General features: G+C 67.4%; 12 protein-coding genes, 1 tRNA gene and 1 pseudogene. All 14 read right to left on the bottom strand.

Annotated elements, in window-relative coordinates; translation table 11 throughout:
- Positions 1–95 (bottom strand): GTP-binding protein (locus PSEJ31_RS16135; protein WP_022970494.1); only part of this gene is annotated, 95 nt, incomplete at its 3' end.
- A gap of 96 nt (positions 96–191) precedes the next feature.
- Entirely contained in the window at positions 192–2321 is a 2130-nt protein-coding gene (gene fusA / locus PSEJ31_RS0113940; RefSeq protein WP_028915808.1) for an elongation factor G, read from the bottom strand.
- A gap of 132 nt (positions 2322–2453) precedes the next feature.
- Positions 2454–2921 carry a 30S ribosomal protein S7 gene (gene rpsG / locus PSEJ31_RS0113935; protein ID WP_019399932.1) on the bottom strand — a complete coding sequence of 156 codons (468 nt, stop codon included), beginning with the start codon at positions 2919–2921 and terminating at the stop codon, positions 2454–2456.
- A gap of 15 nt (positions 2922–2936) precedes the next feature.
- Positions 2937–3311, bottom strand: coding sequence for a 30S ribosomal protein S12 (rpsL, locus tag PSEJ31_RS0113930; protein WP_013536001.1), 375 nt, complete (start codon positions 3309–3311; stop codon positions 2937–2939).
- Positions 3312–3554: 243 nt separating this feature from the next.
- Entirely contained in the window at positions 3555–7790 is a 4236-nt protein-coding gene (gene rpoC / locus PSEJ31_RS0113925; RefSeq protein ID WP_028915807.1) for a DNA-directed RNA polymerase subunit beta', read from the bottom strand.
- 85 nt (positions 7791–7875) lie between these two features.
- Entirely contained in the window at positions 7876–12063 is a 4188-nt protein-coding gene (gene rpoB, locus PSEJ31_RS0113920) for a DNA-directed RNA polymerase subunit beta (RefSeq protein WP_019399924.1), read from the bottom strand.
- 273 nt (positions 12064–12336) lie between these two features.
- On the bottom strand, positions 12337–12711 hold the full coding sequence (rplL, locus tag PSEJ31_RS0113915) for a 50S ribosomal protein L7/L12 (protein ID WP_028915806.1): 375 nt from the start codon (positions 12709–12711) through the stop codon (positions 12337–12339).
- Positions 12712–12766: 55 nt separating this feature from the next.
- Complete coding sequence (gene rplJ / locus PSEJ31_RS0113910) at positions 12767–13297, bottom strand: 50S ribosomal protein L10 (protein WP_019399926.1); 531 nt, start codon at positions 13295–13297, stop codon at positions 12767–12769.
- A gap of 515 nt (positions 13298–13812) precedes the next feature.
- The gene (gene rplA, locus PSEJ31_RS0113905; RefSeq protein WP_019399927.1) at positions 13813–14511 is read right to left on the bottom strand and encodes a 50S ribosomal protein L1; all 699 of its coding nucleotides are present in this window, start codon (positions 14509–14511) and stop codon (positions 13813–13815) included.
- A 4-nt stretch (positions 14512–14515) separates the two neighbouring features.
- On the bottom strand, positions 14516–14944 hold the full coding sequence (gene rplK, locus PSEJ31_RS0113900; protein ID WP_028915805.1) for a 50S ribosomal protein L11: 429 nt from the start codon (positions 14942–14944) through the stop codon (positions 14516–14518).
- A gap of 200 nt (positions 14945–15144) precedes the next feature.
- A complete protein-coding gene (gene nusG, locus PSEJ31_RS0113890; RefSeq protein WP_019399929.1) occupies positions 15145–15702 on the bottom strand; it encodes a transcription termination/antitermination protein NusG in 558 nt (185 codons plus the stop codon).
- A 13-nt stretch (positions 15703–15715) separates the two neighbouring features.
- Positions 15716–16129 (bottom strand): preprotein translocase subunit SecE, encoded by a 414-nt coding sequence (gene secE / locus PSEJ31_RS0113885; protein WP_019399930.1) that lies wholly within the window; start codon positions 16127–16129, stop codon positions 15716–15718.
- 64 nt (positions 16130–16193) lie between these two features.
- Positions 16194–16269: transfer RNA gene (locus PSEJ31_RS0113880), tRNA-Trp, on the bottom strand.
- Between the two features lie 109 nt (positions 16270–16378).
- Positions 16379–16473 (bottom strand): annotated as a pseudogene (locus PSEJ31_RS16625) (elongation factor Tu); the annotation flags it as partial.

The following is a 16473-nucleotide window of genomic DNA, read 5'->3' as shown; positions in this document are numbered from 1 at the left end:
AGCGCGGCCGTCAGCGTGGTCTTGCCATGGTCAACGTGGCCGATGGTGCCGACGTTCACGTGCGGCTTGGTGCGCTCGAACTTACCCTTGGACATTGGTGAAATACCTCTTGTACTTGGATTTTTCCTGGGAGACAGGGCCACCCCGGGGGATGGCCTGCCTGGTATGTGCGCGCCCGGGGGCGCCGCCGCTTACGCCTTCTTGATCACCGTCTCGGCGATGTTGTTCGGCGCTTCCTCGTAATGGTCGAACTCCATCGAGAAGGTGGCGCGGCCCTGGGTCATCGAGCGCAGCGCGGTGGCGTAGCCGAACATCTCGCCCAGCGGGATCATCGCGTTGATGATCTTGCCCGACGGGCTGTCGTCCTGGCCCTGCAGCACGCCGCGGCGGCGGCTCACGTCGCCCATGACGTCGCCCAGGTAATCCTCGGGGCTGACGATCTCGACCTTCATGATCGGCTCCAGCAGCACCGGGCTGGCCTTGGCGAAGCCCTGCTTGAACGCCATCGAGGCGGCCAGCTTGAACGCCATTTCCGAGGAGTCGACGTCGTGGTACGAACCGAAGACCAGCTTGACCTTGACGCCGACGACCGGGAAGCCGGCCAGCGGGCCGCTGGTGATGGTCTCGCGCAGGCCCTTCTCGACCGACGGGATGAACTCCTTCGGGATCACGCCGCCGGTGATCTCGTTGAGGAACAGGAAGTCGTCCTTGATCAGGTCGGCGTACTTCTCGCGGTCCTCGGCGGTGATCGGCGACATCTCGATCACGACGTGGCCGTACTGGCCCTTACCACCGGACTGCTTGGCGTGCTTGTAGTCCGACTTGACGTCGCTGGAGCGGATGGTCTCGCGGTAGGCGACCTGCGGCTTGCCGACGTTGGCCTCGACGTTGAACTCGCGCTTCAGGCGGTCGACGATGATGTCCAGGTGCAGCTCGCCCATGCCCGAGATGATGGTCTGGCCGGACTCCTCGTCGGTGCGGACGCGGAACGACGGGTCTTCCTGGGCCAGGCGGCTCAGGGCGTTGCCCATCTTCTCCTGGTCGGACTTGGTCTTCGGCTCCACGGCCATCGAGATCACCGGCTCCGGGAACGCCATGCGCTCCAGGACGATCGGGGCGTCGATGGCGCACAGGGTGTCACCGGTGGTGACGTCCTTCAGGCCCACCGCGGCGGCGATGTCGCCGGCCAGCACTTCCTTGATCTCGTCGCGCTGGTTGGAGTGCATCTGCAGCAGGCGGCCGATGCGCTCCTTCTTGTTCTTGACCGAGTTCAGCACCTGGTCGCCGGCGCTCAGGGTGCCGGAGTAGACGCGGAAGAAGGTCAGCGAACCGACGAACGGGTCGGTCATGATCTTGAACGCCAGGGCCGAGAACGGAGCCTTGTCGGACGACTCGCGGGTCATCTCCTTGGTCTCGTCGTCCATGTCGACGCCCTTCACCGCCGGCACGTCGACCGGCGACGGCAGCAGCTTGACCACGCCGTCGAGCATGGCCTGCACGCCCTTGTTCTTGAACGCCGAGCCGCAGAACATCGGCACGATCTCGGTGGCCAGGGTGCGCTGGCGCAGGGCGCTGTAGATCTCGTCCTCGGTCAGCTCCTCGCCGCCCAGGTACTTGTCCATCAGCTCCTCGTTCGCCTCGGCCGCGGACTCGACCATGTACGAACGGGCTTCCTCGGCCTGGGCCTTCAGCTCTTCCGGGATGTCGCGGTACTCGAAGGTCGTGCCCTGGGTCTTCTCGTCCCAGTGGATGGCCTTCATCTTGACCAGGTCGACCACGCCGACGAAGTTGTCCTCGGCGCCGATCGGGATCTGCATCGGGACCGGCACGGCACCCAGGCGCGACTTCAGCTGGTCACGGACCTTGAAGAAGTTGGCACCGGTGCGGTCCATCTTGTTGACGAACGCGATGCGCGGCACGTGGTACTTGTTGGCCTGGCGCCACACGGTCTCCGACTGCGGCTGCACGCCGCCGACGGCGCACAGCACGAACACCGCGCCGTCCAGCACGCGCAGCGAGCGCTCCACCTCGATGGTGAAGTCCACGTGCCCGGGGGTGTCGATGATGTTGAAGCGGTGCTCCGGGAAGGACTTGTCCATGCCCCTCCAGAACGCGGTGGTGGCAGCGGACTGGATCGTGATGCCACGCTCCTGCTCCTGCTCCATCCAGTCCATGGTCGCGGCGCCATCGTGCACTTCACCGATCTTGTGGCTCTTGCCGGTGTAGAACAGGATGCGCTCGGACGTGGTGGTCTTGCCGGCATCGATGTGGGCCATGATGCCGAAATTGCGGTAACGCTCGATGGGAGTAGTGCGGGCCACGGGGAGCCTCTCGTTAGCTTGGCGTTTCGGTTGCAGGGGCCGGCTGCGCGGCACCCCCTGAAATGCGGAGGGCGCGGAACATGCCGCGCCGTCCGGGCTGGTCGCGCGGGCCCGCCAGGGGCCCGCGGGCTGTTACCAGCGGTAGTGGGCGAAGGCCTTGTTGGCCTCGGCCATGCGGTGGGTCTCTTCGCGCTTCTTGATCGCGCCACCGCGGTTCTCGGCCGCGTCCAGCAGCTCGCCGGCCAGCTTGCGGGCCATCGAGTTCTCGCCGCGCTTGCGGGCCGAATCGATCACCCAGCGCATGGCCAGGGCCAGGCGGCGGGAGGCGCGAACCTCGACCGGCACCTGGTAGGTCGCGCCACCGACGCGACGGGACTTGACCTCGACCGCGGGGGCGACGTTGTCCAGCGCCTTCTGCACCAGCTCGATGGCGTTGGGGTTCTTCTGGCCGATCACTTCCATCGCGTCGTACACGATGTTCTCGGCGATCGACTTCTTGCCGCTCTTCATCACCATGTTGATGAAGCGGGCGATGGTCTCGCTCCCGTGCTTGGGATCGGGCAGGACGGAGCGCTGGGGGGTGGAACCTTTACGGGACATGTCGGGCTTCCTCGATTAGCTCTTCGGGCGCTTGGCGCCGTACTTCGAACGGCCCTGGCGACGCTTGGTGACGCCGGCGGCATCCAGCGAACCGCGGACGGTGTGGTAACGCACGCCCGGCAGGTCCTTGACGCGGCCGCCGCGGATCAGCACCACGGAGTGCTCCTGGAGGTTGTGGCCTTCGCCGCCGATGTACGAGATGACCTCGTAGCCGTTGGTCAGGCGCACCTTGGCGACCTTACGCAGGGCCGAGTTCGGCTTCTTCGGGGTGGTGGTGTAGACGCGGGTGCAGACACCGCGGCGCTGCGGGCACTTCTCCAGTGCCGGCGAGGCGCTCTTGTACGTTTCCGCCTGCCGCGGCTTGCGGACCAGCTGGTTGATCGTCGCCATTCTAAGGTTCTTCTGCTTGGGGCCCCGCGGACCGGGGCCGGACGTGAAAACGACGGCAGGCCGAAGGACGGCCTGCCGAGACATGAAAGTATAGCGGGACGGTAAAAACCGCGTCAACCGACCCACCTTCCATGGTCCCGGCGCCCCGCCCGGCCGGGGCCGGAAGGGATCGCGGGCGCGGCCGGGCCTCCCTGCCCCGCCGTACCCCCGGGCCGCCGCCGTCGCCGGCGGCGGCCGGGTGCATCACTCCGCCGCGTCCTCCTGGGACGGGGCGGCCGCCTCCGGCGCCTCGGCCTCGGCCACCGCCGCCGGCTCGGAGCCGCCGGACAGCGCCTCCAGCTCCGACTCGGTCAGGCCGGTGGCGTTGCGGCGGCGCTTGCTGTGGTAGGCCAGGCCGGTACCCGCCGGGATCAGGCGGCCGACGATGACGTTCTCCTTCAGGCCGCGCAGGTTGTCGCGGGTGCCGCGGACGGCCGCCTCGGTCAGCACGCGGGTGGTCTCCTGGAAGGAGGCCGCCGAGATGAACGACTCGGTCGCCAGCGAGGCCTTGGTGATGCCCAGCAGCACCGGCTCGTACTTGGCCGGGATCTCGCCGCGGGCCACCAGGCGCGCGTTCTCCTCGATCACGCGCTGCTTCTCCACCTGCTCGCCGTTGAGGAACTTGGAATCGCCCTGGTCGGTGATCTCGACCTTGCGCAGCATCTGGCGGGTGATCACCTCGATGTGCTTGTCGTTGATCTTCACGCCCTGCAGGCGGTAGACGTCCTGGATCTCCTTGACCAGGTACGCGGCCAGGTCCTCCACGCCCTTCAGGCGCAGGATGTCCTGCGGGCTCGGCTCGCCGTCCACGATGGTCTCGCCCTTGGTCACGTGCTCGCCCTCGAACACGATGATCTGGCGGTACTTCGGGATCAGCTCCTCGTGCTCCTCGCCGTCCGGTCCCTTGATGATCAGGCGCTGCTTGCCCTTGGTGTCCTTGCCGAAGCTGACCACGCCGGACTTCTCGGCCAGGATCGCCGGATCCTTCGGCTTGCGCGCCTCGAACAGGTCGGCCACGCGCGGCAGACCGCCGGTGATGTCGCGGGTCTTGGACGCTTCCTGCGGGATCTTGGCGACCACGTCGCCCACGCCCACCGGGGCGCCGTCCTGCAGGTTCACCACCGAGCGCGGCGGCAGCAGGTACTGCGCCGGCAGGTCGGTGCCCGGGATGGTCAGGTCGTTGCCGTCCTTGTCGACGATGCGGACCAGCGGGCGCAGGTCCTTGCCCTGCGAGCCGCGGCGCTTGGGATCGGTGATCTCGCGCGAGGCCAGGCCGGTCAGTTCGTCGGTCTTCTCGATGACGGTGACGCCATCGACGAAGTCAACGAAGCGGACGAAGCCGGCCACTTCCGACACGATCGGGTGGTTGTGCGGATCCCAGTTGGCCACGGTCTGGCCGGCCTTGACCTCGGCGCCGTCCTTGACGTTGATGGTGGCGCCGTACGGCAGCTTGTAGCGCTCGCGCTCGCGGCCGTGCGGGTCGAGGACCGACACTTCGCCCGAACGCGACACCGCGACCAGGTGGCCGCCGGAATGCTCGACGGTCTTGAGGTTGTTGAACTTGATCGAGCCGGTGGTCTTGACCGTGATGCTGTCCACCGCGGCGGCACGCGAAGCCGCGCCGCCGATGTGGAAGGTACGCATCGTCAGCTGGGTACCCGGTTCGCCGATCGACTGGGCGGCGATGACGCCCACCGACTCGCCGATGTTGACCAGGTGGCCACGGGCCAGGTCGCGGCCGTAGCAGTGCGCGCACACGCCGAAGGGCGATTCGCAGGTGATGGTCGAACGCACCTTGATCGACTGGACGCCGGCGTCCTCCAGCTTCTGCACCCACACCTCGTCCAGCAGGGTGTTGCGGGTGACGATCGGGTCCTCGTCGTTGCCCGGCAGGAACACGTCCTCGGCCACGACGCGGCCCAGCACGCGGTCCTTCAGCGGCTCGACCACGTCGCCGCCTTCCACGATCGGGGTCATGGTCAGGCCCTGCAGCGTGCCGCAGTCGGCCTCGGTGATCACCACGTCCTGCGCCACGTCGACCAGGCGGCGGGTCAGGTAACCGGAGTTGGCGGTCTTCAGCGCGGTGTCGGCCAGGCCCTTGCGGGCGCCGTGGGTGGAGTTGAAGTACTCCTGCACGTTCAGGCCTTCGCGGAAGTTCGCCTTGATCGGGGTCTCGATGATCGAGCCGTCCGGGCGGGCCATCAGGCCGCGCATGCCGGCCAGCTGTCGGATCTGCGCCTGCGAACCACGGGCACCGGAGTCGGCCATGATGTACAGCGAGTTCATCGACTTCTGCGCGACTTCCTCGCCCTTGGCGTTGACCACCTTGTCGGTGCCGATGGTCTCCATCATCGCCTTGGCGATGCGCTCGTTGGTGCGCGACCAGATGTCGACCACCTTGTTGTAGCGCTCGCCGGCGGTGACCAGGCCGCTCTGGTACTGCTCCTGGATCTCCAGCACCTCGGCCTCGGCCTCGGCGAGGATGCTCTTCTTCTCCTCCGGGATCAGCATGTCGTCGATGCCGATCGACACGCCGGCGCGGGTGGCGAAGCTGAAGCCGGTGTACATCAGCTGGTCGGCGAACACCACGGTGTCCTTCAGGCCCAGGCGGCGGTAGCAGCTGTTGATCAGGCGGCTGATGTTCTTCTTGGTCAGCTCGGTGTTGGCCAGCTCGAACGGCAGGCCCTCCGGCAGGATCTCGGCCAGCAGGGCGCGGCCGACCGTGGTATCCACGATCGCCGCCTTCTTGTGCTTGTTGCCGGCCTCGTCCTTCACCACCTCGGTGATGCGGACCTTGACCTTGGCGTGCAGCTCGACCACGCGGTTGTCGTAGGCGCGCTTAACCTCGGCCACGTTGGCGAACACCATGCCCTCGCCCTTCTTGTTCTCCAGGGCGCGGGTCATGTAGTACAGGCCGAGCACCACGTCCTGCGACGGCACGATGATCGGCTCGCCGTTGGCGGGCGACAGGATGTTGTTGGTCGACATCATCAGGGCGCGCGCCTCCAGCTGGGCCTCCAGGCTCAGCGGGACGTGCACGGCCATCTGGTCGCCGTCGAAGTCGGCGTTGAACGCGGTGCAGACCAGCGGGTGCAGCTGGATGGCCTTGCCCTCGATCAGCACCGGCTCGAACGCCTGGATGCCCAGGCGGTGCAGGGTCGGGGCGCGGTTCAGCAGCACCGGGTGCTCGCGGATGACCTCCTCGAGGATGTCCCACACCTCGGCCTCTTCGCGCTCGACCAGCTTCTTGGCGGCCTTGATGGTGGTGGCCAGGCCGCGGCGCTGCAGCTTGGCGAACACGAACGGCTTGAACAGCTCCAGCGCCATCTTCTTCGGCAGGCCGCACTGGTGCAGGCGCAGGTACGGGCCGACCACGATGACCGAACGGCCCGAGTAGTCGACGCGCTTGCCGAGCAGGTTCTGGCGGAAGCGGCCCTGCTTGCCCTTGATCATGTCGGCCAGCGACTTGAGCGGGCGCTTGTTGGTGCCGGTGATGGCGCGGCCGCGGCGGCCGTTGTCCATCAGCGCGTCAACCGACTCCTGCAGCATGCGCTTCTCGTTGCGCACGATGATGTCGGGCGCGTTGAGCTCCAGCAGACGGCGCAGGCGGTTGTTGCGGTTGATGACGCGGCGGTACAGGTCGTTCAGGTCGGAGGTCGCGAAGCGGCCGCCGTCCAGCGGGACCAGCGGGCGCAGGTCCGGCGGCAGCACCGGCAGCACGGTCATGACCATCCACTCCGGACGGTTGCCGGACTCGATGAACGCCTCGATCAGCTTGATGCGCTTGGTCAGGCGCTTGAGCTTGGTCTCCGAACCGGTGGCGGCGATCTCCTCGCGCAGGCGCGCCATCTCGGCCTGCAGGTCGATGGTGCGCAGCAGCTCGTAGATCGCCTCGGCGCCCATGGCGGCGTCGAAGTCGTCGCCGTGCTCCTGGCGCGCCTGCATGTACTGCTCTTCGGTCAGCAGCTGGCGGCGCTCGAGCGGGGTCAGGCCCGGCTCGGTGACCACGTAGGCCTCGAAGTACAGGATGCGCTCGATGTCGCGCAGGGTCATGTCCAGCATCAGGCCGATGCGGGACGGCAGCGACTTCAGGAACCAGATGTGCGCGACCGGCGAGGCCAGGTCGATGTGGCCCATGCGCTCGCGGCGGACCTTGGCCAGGGTGACCTCGGTGCCGCACTTCTCGCAGACCACGCCACGGTGCTTCATGCGCTTGTACTTGCCGCACAGGCACTCGTAATCCTTGATCGGGCCGAAGATGGCCGCGCAGAACAGGCCGTCGCGCTCCGGCTTGAAGGTGCGGTAGTTGATCGTCTCGGGCTTCTTCACCTCGCCGAAGGACCACGAGCGGATCAGGTCCGGCGAAGCCAGGGCGATCTTGATCGCGTCGAAGTCCAGCGTCTGGCGCTGCTGGTTGAAGAGGTTGAGCAGGTCTTTCATTTCTTGTCTCCGTCAGGAGTAAAGGCGGTCGATCGGGCGATTCGGGGGAAGCGCGGCCCGTCCGGGGCGGGCCGCGCCGCGCGCCTTACTCGTCCTCCAACTCCATGTTGATGGCCAGCGAGCGGATTTCCTTCACCAGAACGTTGAAGGACTCCGGCATGCCCGCGACCATCTCGTGGTTGCCGTCGACGATGTTCTTGTACATCTGGTTGCGGCCCTGCACGTCGTCGGACTTCACCGTCAGCATTTCCTGCAGGGTGTATGCCGCGCCGTAGGCTTCCAGCGCCCACACTTCCATCTCGCCGAAGCGCTGGCCGCCGAACTGCGCCTTGCCGCCCAGCGGCTGCTGGGTGACCAGCGAGTACGGGCCGGTGGAGCGGGCGTGCATCTTGTCGTCGACCAGGTGGTTCAGCTTCAGGTAGTGCATGTAGCCGACCGTGGTCTTGCGGTCGAACGCCTCGCCGGTGCGGCCGTCGTACAGCTGCATCTGGGTCTTGCTGGCGTTGAAGCCGAGGCGGGCGGTCTCCGGGTCGTCGTCCGGGTAGGCCAGCTCCAGCATCTGCCGGATCTCCTCCTCGTGGGCGCCGTCGAACACCGGGGTGGCCATCGGCACGCCGTCGGTGAGGTTGCGCGCCATCGCCACCAGCTCCTCGTCGCTGAACTGCGACAGGTCCACGCGCTGGCCGAACAGCTCGTTGTCGTGGTTGTAGACCTTGCCCAGGAACTCGCGCAGCTCGGACACGGCGCGCTGCTCGTCCAGCATCTTCTGGATGCGCTTGCCCAGGCCCTTGGCGGCCCAGCCCAGGTGCACCTCGAGGATCTGGCCGATGTTCATGCGCGAAGGCACGCCCAGCGGGTTGAGGCAGATGTCGACCGGGGTGCCGTCGGCCATGTACGGCATGTCCTCGACCGGGACCACGTTGGACACGACGCCCTTGTTGCCGTGGCGGCCGGCCATCTTGTCGCCCGGCTGGATGCGGCGCTTCACGGCCAGGAACACCTTGACCATCTTCAGCACGCCCGGGGCCAGGTCGTCGCCCTGGGTGATCTTGCCGCGCTTGTCGGCGAAGCGGCGCTCGAACTCCTTCTCGTGGGCCTGGATCTGCTTCTGCGCGCGTTCGATCGCCTCGGCGGCGTCGTCGTCCTTCATGCGCAGGGCGAACCAGTCGGACTTCTTCAGGCCGTCCAGGTAGGCGTCGGTGATGGTGTCGCCCTTCTTCAGGCCCGGGCCGCCGTTGGCGACCTTGCCCACGATCTGGGTGCGCAGGCGCGCGTAGATCGCCGCCTCGAGGATGCGGAACTGGTCGTCGAAGTCCTTCTTGACGCGGCGGATCTCGTTTTCCTCGATCTGCTTGGCGCGCTTGTCCTTCTCGATGCCGTCGCGGGTGAAGACCTGCACGTCGATGACGGTGCCGTCCATGCCCGGCGGCACGCGCAGCGAGCTGTCCTTAACGTCGGAGGCCTTCTCGCCGAAGATCGCGCGCAGCAGCTTCTCCTCGGGGGTCAGCTGGCTCTCGCCCTTCGGCGTGACCTTGCCCACCAGGATGTCGCCGGCGCGCACCTCGGCGCCGATGTACACCACGCCCGACTCGTCCAGGCGGCCCAGGGCCTGCTCGGACACGTTCGGGATGTCGGCGGTGATTTCCTCCGGGCCCAGCTTGGTGTCGCGGGCGACGCAGGTCAGCTCCTCGATGTGGATCGTGGTGTAGCGGTCCTCCTGGACCACGCGCTCCGACAGCAGGATCGAGTCCTCGAAGTTGTAGCCGTTCCACGGCATGAACGCGATCAGCATGTTCTGGCCGAGGGCCAGCTCGCCGATGTCGGTCGACGGGCCGTCGGCCAGCACGTCGCCGCGCGCGACCACGTCGCCCACGTGCACCAGCGGACGCTGGTTGATGCAGGTGTTCTGGTTGGAGCGGGTGTACTTGGTCAGGGTGTAGATGTCGACGCCGGCATCCTGCTCGCCGGAGATCTCCTCCTCGTTGACCTTGACCACGATGCGGCCGGCGTCGACCTGCACAACCTCGCCGCCGCGGCGGGCGTTCACGGTCACGCCCGAGTCGCGCGCCACGGCGCGCTCGATGCCGGTGCCGACCAGCGGGGTCTGGGCACGCAGGGTCGGGACCGCCTGGCGCTGCATGTTGGCGCCCATCAGCGCGCGGTTGGCGTCGTCGTGCTCCAGGAACGGGACCAGCGCCGCGGCGACCGACACGGTCTGCATCGGCGACACGTCCATGTAGTGGATCTCGGAGGCCGGCTTCAGCAGCGACTCGCCCTGGTGGCGGCACGGCACGAAGGCCTCGGTCAGGCGGCCTTCCTTGTCATGGGCGGCGTTGACCTGGGCGATGACGTACTCGTTCTCCTCGATCGCCGACAGGTACTCGACCTCGTCGGTGATGCGGCCGTCCACGACCTTGCGGTACGGCGTCTCCAGGAAGCCGTACTGGTTGGTGCGGGCGAACACGGCCAGCGAGTTGATCAGGCCGATGTTCGGGCCTTCCGGGGTCTCGATGGTGCAGACGCGGCCGTAGTGGGTCGGGTGCACGTCGCGCACCTCGAAGCCGGCGCGCTCGCGGGTCAGGCCGCCCGGGCCCAGCGCCGAGACGCGGCGCTTGTGGGTGACCTCCGACAGCGGGTTGTTCTGGTCCATGAACTGCGACAGCTGCGAGGAGCCGAAGAACTCCTTGATCGCGGCGGCCACCGGCTTGGCGTTGATCAGCTCCTGCGGGGTCAGGCCCTCGGACTCGGCCATCGACAGGCGCTCCTTGACCGCGCGCTCGACGCGGACCAGGCCCACGCGGAACACGTTCTCGGCCATCTCGCCGACCGAACGCACGCGGCGGTTGCCCAGGTGGTCGATGTCGTCGACCACGCCGCGGCCGTTGCGGATCTCGGTCAGCACGCGCAGCACGTCGAGGATGTCCGAGGTCTCGCCCTGCTCGGACACCAGCGCCTTGGACTCGTCGTCGGCGCGCTCGGCGAAGTACTTGTGGTCGTACAGCACGGCCGGGCCGACGACGTCCTTGCGGCCGACGCGGCGGTTGAACTTCATCCGGCCCACGGCCGACAGGTCGTAGCGCTCGAAGGTGAAGAACAGGTTGTGGAACAGGTTCTGGGCCGCTTCCTTGGTCGGCGGCTCGCCCGGGCGCATCATGCGGTAGATCTCGACCAGCGCCTCCAGCTGGGTGCGGGTCGGGTCGATGCGCAAGGTGTTGGACAGGTACGGGCCGCGGTCGAGGTCGTTCACCCACAGGGTGCCGATGCTGGACACGCCGGCCTTGCGGAACGCGGCCAGGTGCTCGTCGGTGATCTCGTCGTTGGCGGCGGCCAGCAGCTCGCCGGTGTTGGCGTCGACCACGTCGTGGGCCAGGATGCGGCCCAGCAGGTACTCGTCCGGCACCGCCAGCGCGGTGATGCCCGACTGCTCCAGCTGGCGCACGTGGCGCGCGGTGATGCGCTTGCCGGCCTCGACGATGACCTTCTCGCCGTCGGACAGGTCGAAGCCCAGGGTCTCGCCGCGCAGGCGCTCCGGCACCAGTTCCAGCTGCACGCCTTCCGGCAGGATGTGGAAGGTGTTGATCTCGAAGAAGGCGCGCAGCATCTCCTCGTTGTTGTAGCCGAGGGCGCGCAGCAGGATGGTCACCGGCAGCTTGCGGCGACGGTCGATGCGGGTGTACAGGGCGTCCTTCGGGTCGAACTCGAAGTCCAGCCAGGAGCCGCGGTAGGGGATGATGCGGGCGCTGTACAGCAGCTTGCCCGAGCTGTGGGTCTTGCCGCGGTCGTGGTCGAAGAACACGCCCGGGCTGCGGTGCAGCTGCGAGACGATGACGCGCTCGGTGCCGTTCACGATGAACGTGCCGTGCTCGGTCATCAGCGGGATCTCGCCGAGGTAGACCTCCTGCTCCTTGACGTACTTGATCGCCTTGGTGGAGGACTCGCGGTCGTAGATCACCAGGCGCACGGTCACGCGCAGCGGGGCGCCGTAGGACAGGCCGCGGTTGCGGCACTCGCGCTCGTCGAACACGGGCTCGCCGAGCTTGTAGCCGACGTACTCCAGCGCGGCGTTGCCGCTGTAGCTGACGATCGGGAACACCGACTTCAGCGCCGCGTGCAGGCCGGTATCGCGGCGCTTGGCGGGGTCGGTGTCGGCCTGCAGGAATTCGCGGTACGAATCGACCTGGATGGCCAGCAGGAACGGCACCTCGAGGATGGAGCGCTGCTTGCCGAAGTCCTTGCGGATGCGCTTCTTCTCGGTGAACGAATACGTCGTCATGGATGTACCACCTTTGGCAGTGCGGGCCGCGCGTCCGCGGACCCGGGGGAACATGAAGCTGTCAGTCGGTAGTCGCTGGTATTGCCGGCACCAGCACGCCATCTCCCGCTACTTCCGACTACCAGCTCCCCTGTGCGGAACTGGGTTTTCTGTACTGCAGGCCCCTCGCGGGGCCCCTTCGGAGCCATGGGCCCCGGAAACGACCGAAGGCCGGGGGCTTTCGCCCCCAGCCTTTGGCGCATCACCGAGCGCTCCGGCGATGCAAGGTACTGCTTACTTGAGCTCGACGGTGGCGCCGGCGGCTTCCAGTTCCTTCTTGAACTTCTCGGCGTCTTCCTTCGACACGCCTTCCTTGACGTCCTTCGGGGCGCCCTCGACCAGGTCCTTGGCCTCCTTCAGGCCCAGGCCGGTGATGGCGCGGACGGCCTTGATGACCTCGACCTTCTTGTCGCCGGCGGCCTTCAGGACCACGGTGAACTCGGTCTGCTCCTCGGCGGCCGAACCAGCGGCGACCGGGCCGGCGGCCACGGCGACCGGGGCGGCGGCGGAGACGCCGAACTTCTCTTCGATGGCCTTGACCAGCTCCATCACTTCCATCAGGGTCTTGCCGGCGATGGCTTCGACGATCTGCTCGTTGGTAAGGGACATTGTGATTACCTTCTGAATGTTTTCTGGAAAGGGATTCGGAAATCGTCGATGACGCTTACGCGGTCTCGGCGGCAGCCTCGGCCGGCGCAGCCTCGCCGCCACCCTGCTTCTCGCCGACGGCCTTGACCGCGCGGGCGAACATGGTGACCGGCTCGGCCAGGACGCGGGCCAGCATGGCCAGGGCCTGCTCGCGGGTCGGCAGCGAAGCCAGGACCTCGACGTGGCTCGCCGGGTACAGCTGGCCGCCCATGGCGACCACCTTCGGCTTGAGCTTGTCGTTGGTCTTGGCGAACTCCTTGATCAGGCGGCCGGCGGCGCCGGGCTCCTCGGTCGAGAACGCGTACAGCAGCGGACCCACGAGCGCGTCCTTGGCGCACTCGTATTCCGTGCCTTCGACGGCGCGCGCGACCAGCGTGTTCTTGACAACCTTCAGGAACACGCCGGTTTCGCGGGCCTTCTTGCGCATCGCGGTCATCTGCTCGACCGTGGTGCCAGCGTACTCGGCGGCGATCAGGGAGTGCGCGTTGGCGGCGACGTCGGCCAGTTCGGCGACGACTTCCTTCTTCTGGGACAGATTGAGAGCCATAACACTCCTCCGTATGAACTCCGCTCGCGGCTCCTGCCGCTTGCGGTCCTTGGCGGCGCCCCTCCCTGCGCGCCGGGGATGCCCGGGGCATCCCGGTGCTGGCCTTTCTGACCCGTACGTCCGAAGGTTCGGTCGTGCCGGGAACACATCCAGAAGGCGGCACCATCTACGCAGGCCAGGTCCCGGGGGACCCGATTAAGCAGCCCCGCTGCACCGACGGCGATTCCCTGCCATAGCGAGCAATCCGTGCCCGTCGTCGATGTGCGCCGACCGCACCTGCGGTCTTTGACGGCTGTCGGCCCGTGGCGGCGCCGACTGCCCTCAAAAGCCGCCACCGTCCCGGGGCGGAGCCCGAAGCGGCAGCGGTGATTCCTTCACCCTGGTTCCGGCCGGAGCCGGGACCCGGTGTCTTCAACTTCCAGCGCCCCGGGCGTGCCCCGGGGGCGCTGGCTCCCGGCCTGCGCCGGGGTGGTGCAACGCAAAGGCGCCCGCGCATGCGCGGGCGCGCCGTTGCATCACTTCAGGGACAGCGAACCCTGGTCGATGGTCACGCCCGGGCCCATGGTCGAGCTGAGCGAGATCTTCTGCAGGTACTGGCCCTTGGAGGTCGCCGGCTTGGCCTTGATCAGGTCCAGCAGCAGCGCCTGCAGGTTCGACTTCAGCGCCTCGTCGGCGAAGTCGGCCTTGCCGATGGTGGCGTGGATGATGCCGGCCTTGTCGGTGCGGTAGCGGACCTGGCCCGACTTGGCGTTCTTCACCGCCTCGGCCGGGTTCGGCGACACGGTGCCGACCTTCGGGTTCGGCATCAGGCCGCGCGGGCCCAGGACCTGGCCCAGCTTGCCGACCACGCGCATGGCGTCCGGGGTGGCGATGACCACGTCGTAGTTCAGGTCGCCGGCCTGCATCTTCTCGGCCAGGTCGTCCATGCCGACGGCGTCGGCGCCGGCGGCCAGGGCCTCGTCAGCCTTGGCGCCCGGCGGGCAGAACACGGCCACGCGCACGCTCTTGCCGGTACCGGCCGGCAGCACGGTGGAGCCGCGGACCTGCTGGTCCGACTTCTTGGCGTCCACGCCCAGGCGCACGGCCACGTCGACCGACTCGACGAACTTGGCCTTGGTGAAGCCCTTGATGATCTTCAGCGCCTCGTCGATGGGGTAAGCCTTGCCCGGCTCGACCGCTGCCTTGATCGCCTTCTGTCGCTTGTTCAGTGCCATGTGCTCAGCCCTCCACCACCAGACCCATCGAATGGGCCGAGCCCGCGATGGTACGAACCGCCGCATCCAGGTCGGCCGCGGTCAGGTCGGGTTCCTTCGCCTTGGCGATCTCCTCGAGCTGGGCGCGGGTGACCTTGCCGACCTTGTCGGTGTTCGGACGCTTGGAACCGCTGGTGATGCCCGCGGCCTTCTTCAGCAGGATGGTCGCCGGCGGCGTCTTGGTGATGAAGGTGAAGGTGCGGTCCGAGTAGGCGGTGATGACCACCGGAATCGGCAGGCCCGGCTCCATCTTCTGCGTGGCGGCGTTGAACGCCTTGCAGAACTCCATGATGTTCAGGCCGCGCTGGCCCAGCGCGGGACCGACCGGCGGCGAGGGGTTGGCCTGGCCGGCCTTCACCTGCAGCTTGATGTAACCGACGACTTTCTTTGCCATTTTTGTTTATCTCCGGGTGCTGACGCCTGTTCAGGCTCCCCATCGTTCCGGGAAAATCACGCGTCCCGGCCTCGCGTAGAACTCATGTGCCCCGTCGCGCGAAAGGCCGCCTGGGTGGCGGCCGTCGGGGTAGCCCGGCTGTCCGGACAGGAAGCCGCGCAGTATACCAGCTTTGGGGCCCCGTTGCCGGGGCCGGCGGCTCAGGCCTTCTCGACCTGGCCGAACTCCAGCTCCACCGGGGTGGAGCGGCCGAAGATGAGCACGGCCACGCGCAGGCGGCTCTTCTCGTAATTGACTTCCTCGACCACGCCGTTGAAGTCGTTGAACGGGCCGTCGATGACGCGGACCATCTGGCCCGGCTCGAACAGGACCTTCGGGCGCGGCTTCTCCACGCCTTCCTGGACGCGATCCAAGATGGCGGCGGCCTCGTCGTCGCGGATCGGCAGCGGGCGGTCGGCGGTGCCGCCGATGAAGCCCATGACCTTGGAGGTCTCCTTGACCAGGTGCCAGCTCTCGCTGTCGATGCGCGGGATGCCGTTCTCGTCGTGGGTCTCGATCTGGACCAGCACGTAGCCCGGGAAGAACTTGCGCTCGGAACGGCGCTTCTGGCCGGAGCGCATCTCCACCACTTCCTCGGTCGGGACCAGCACTTCGCCGAAGCGGTCTTCCATGCCGTACATGGCGATGCGGTCGCGCAGGGCCTGGGCGACGGACTTCTCGAAGCCGGAATAGGCGTGGACCACGTACCAACGCTTCACTTGGACATTCTCCTCAGCGGCCGAAGTTCAGGAACAGCTCGATCGCCCACTTAACGAAGAAATCGAAGCCAGCAAGGATCAGGCTCAGGACCACGACCACGGCGACCACGACCCAGGTCATGCGGGTGGCTTCCTGGCGGGTCGGCCACACGACCTTGCGCAGTTCGAAGCGCGACTCGGCCAGGAACTCGCGCATGGAGCGGCCCTTGGCGCTGAGCATGAACACGAAGGTGCCGGCGACCAGGCCGGCGATGACGGCGAGGGCCCGCAGCTGGCCGGCCCACTGGCCCAGCCGGGCCGCACGGGCGGCGTCACCGAACCAGAACCACACGAACAGCCCGCCGAGCACCAGCAGCGCCGCGAGCGCGTACTTGACCATGTCGCCGCCGCTGGTGGCGGTCTGTGCCGGATCGATCTTGCTGTTCAAGTCGCTGTCGCTCTCTTGACTGTTGCGGCGCGGGGACCGTTGCGGCCCCGCGTCGCGGGGGAAGTGGCACGCCAGGAGGGACTCGAACCCCCAACCTGCGGTTTTGGAGACCGCTGCTCTGCCAATTGAGCTACTGGCGTACGCGTGAACCTCGACCTTCCCTTAGACGGCGAAGGCGGACCGGGGTTCCGGCCCGCCCTTCGCGCTTTCTCCGGCGGCGGAGCCCGTCGCCGGGATCCCGCAGGGGGCTTACTTCAGGATCTTGGCGACCACGCCGGCGCCGACGGTACGGCCACCCTCGCGGATCGCGAAGCGCAGGCCCTCGTCCATGGCCACCGGGTTGA

It is taken from the genome of Pseudoxanthomonas sp. J31 (assembly GCF_000510725.1).
GTDB lineage: Bacteria > Pseudomonadota > Gammaproteobacteria > Xanthomonadales > Xanthomonadaceae > Pseudoxanthomonas.
Note: the sequence above shows the minus strand (reverse complement) of the source record. Positions and strands in the feature narration are given on the sequence as shown.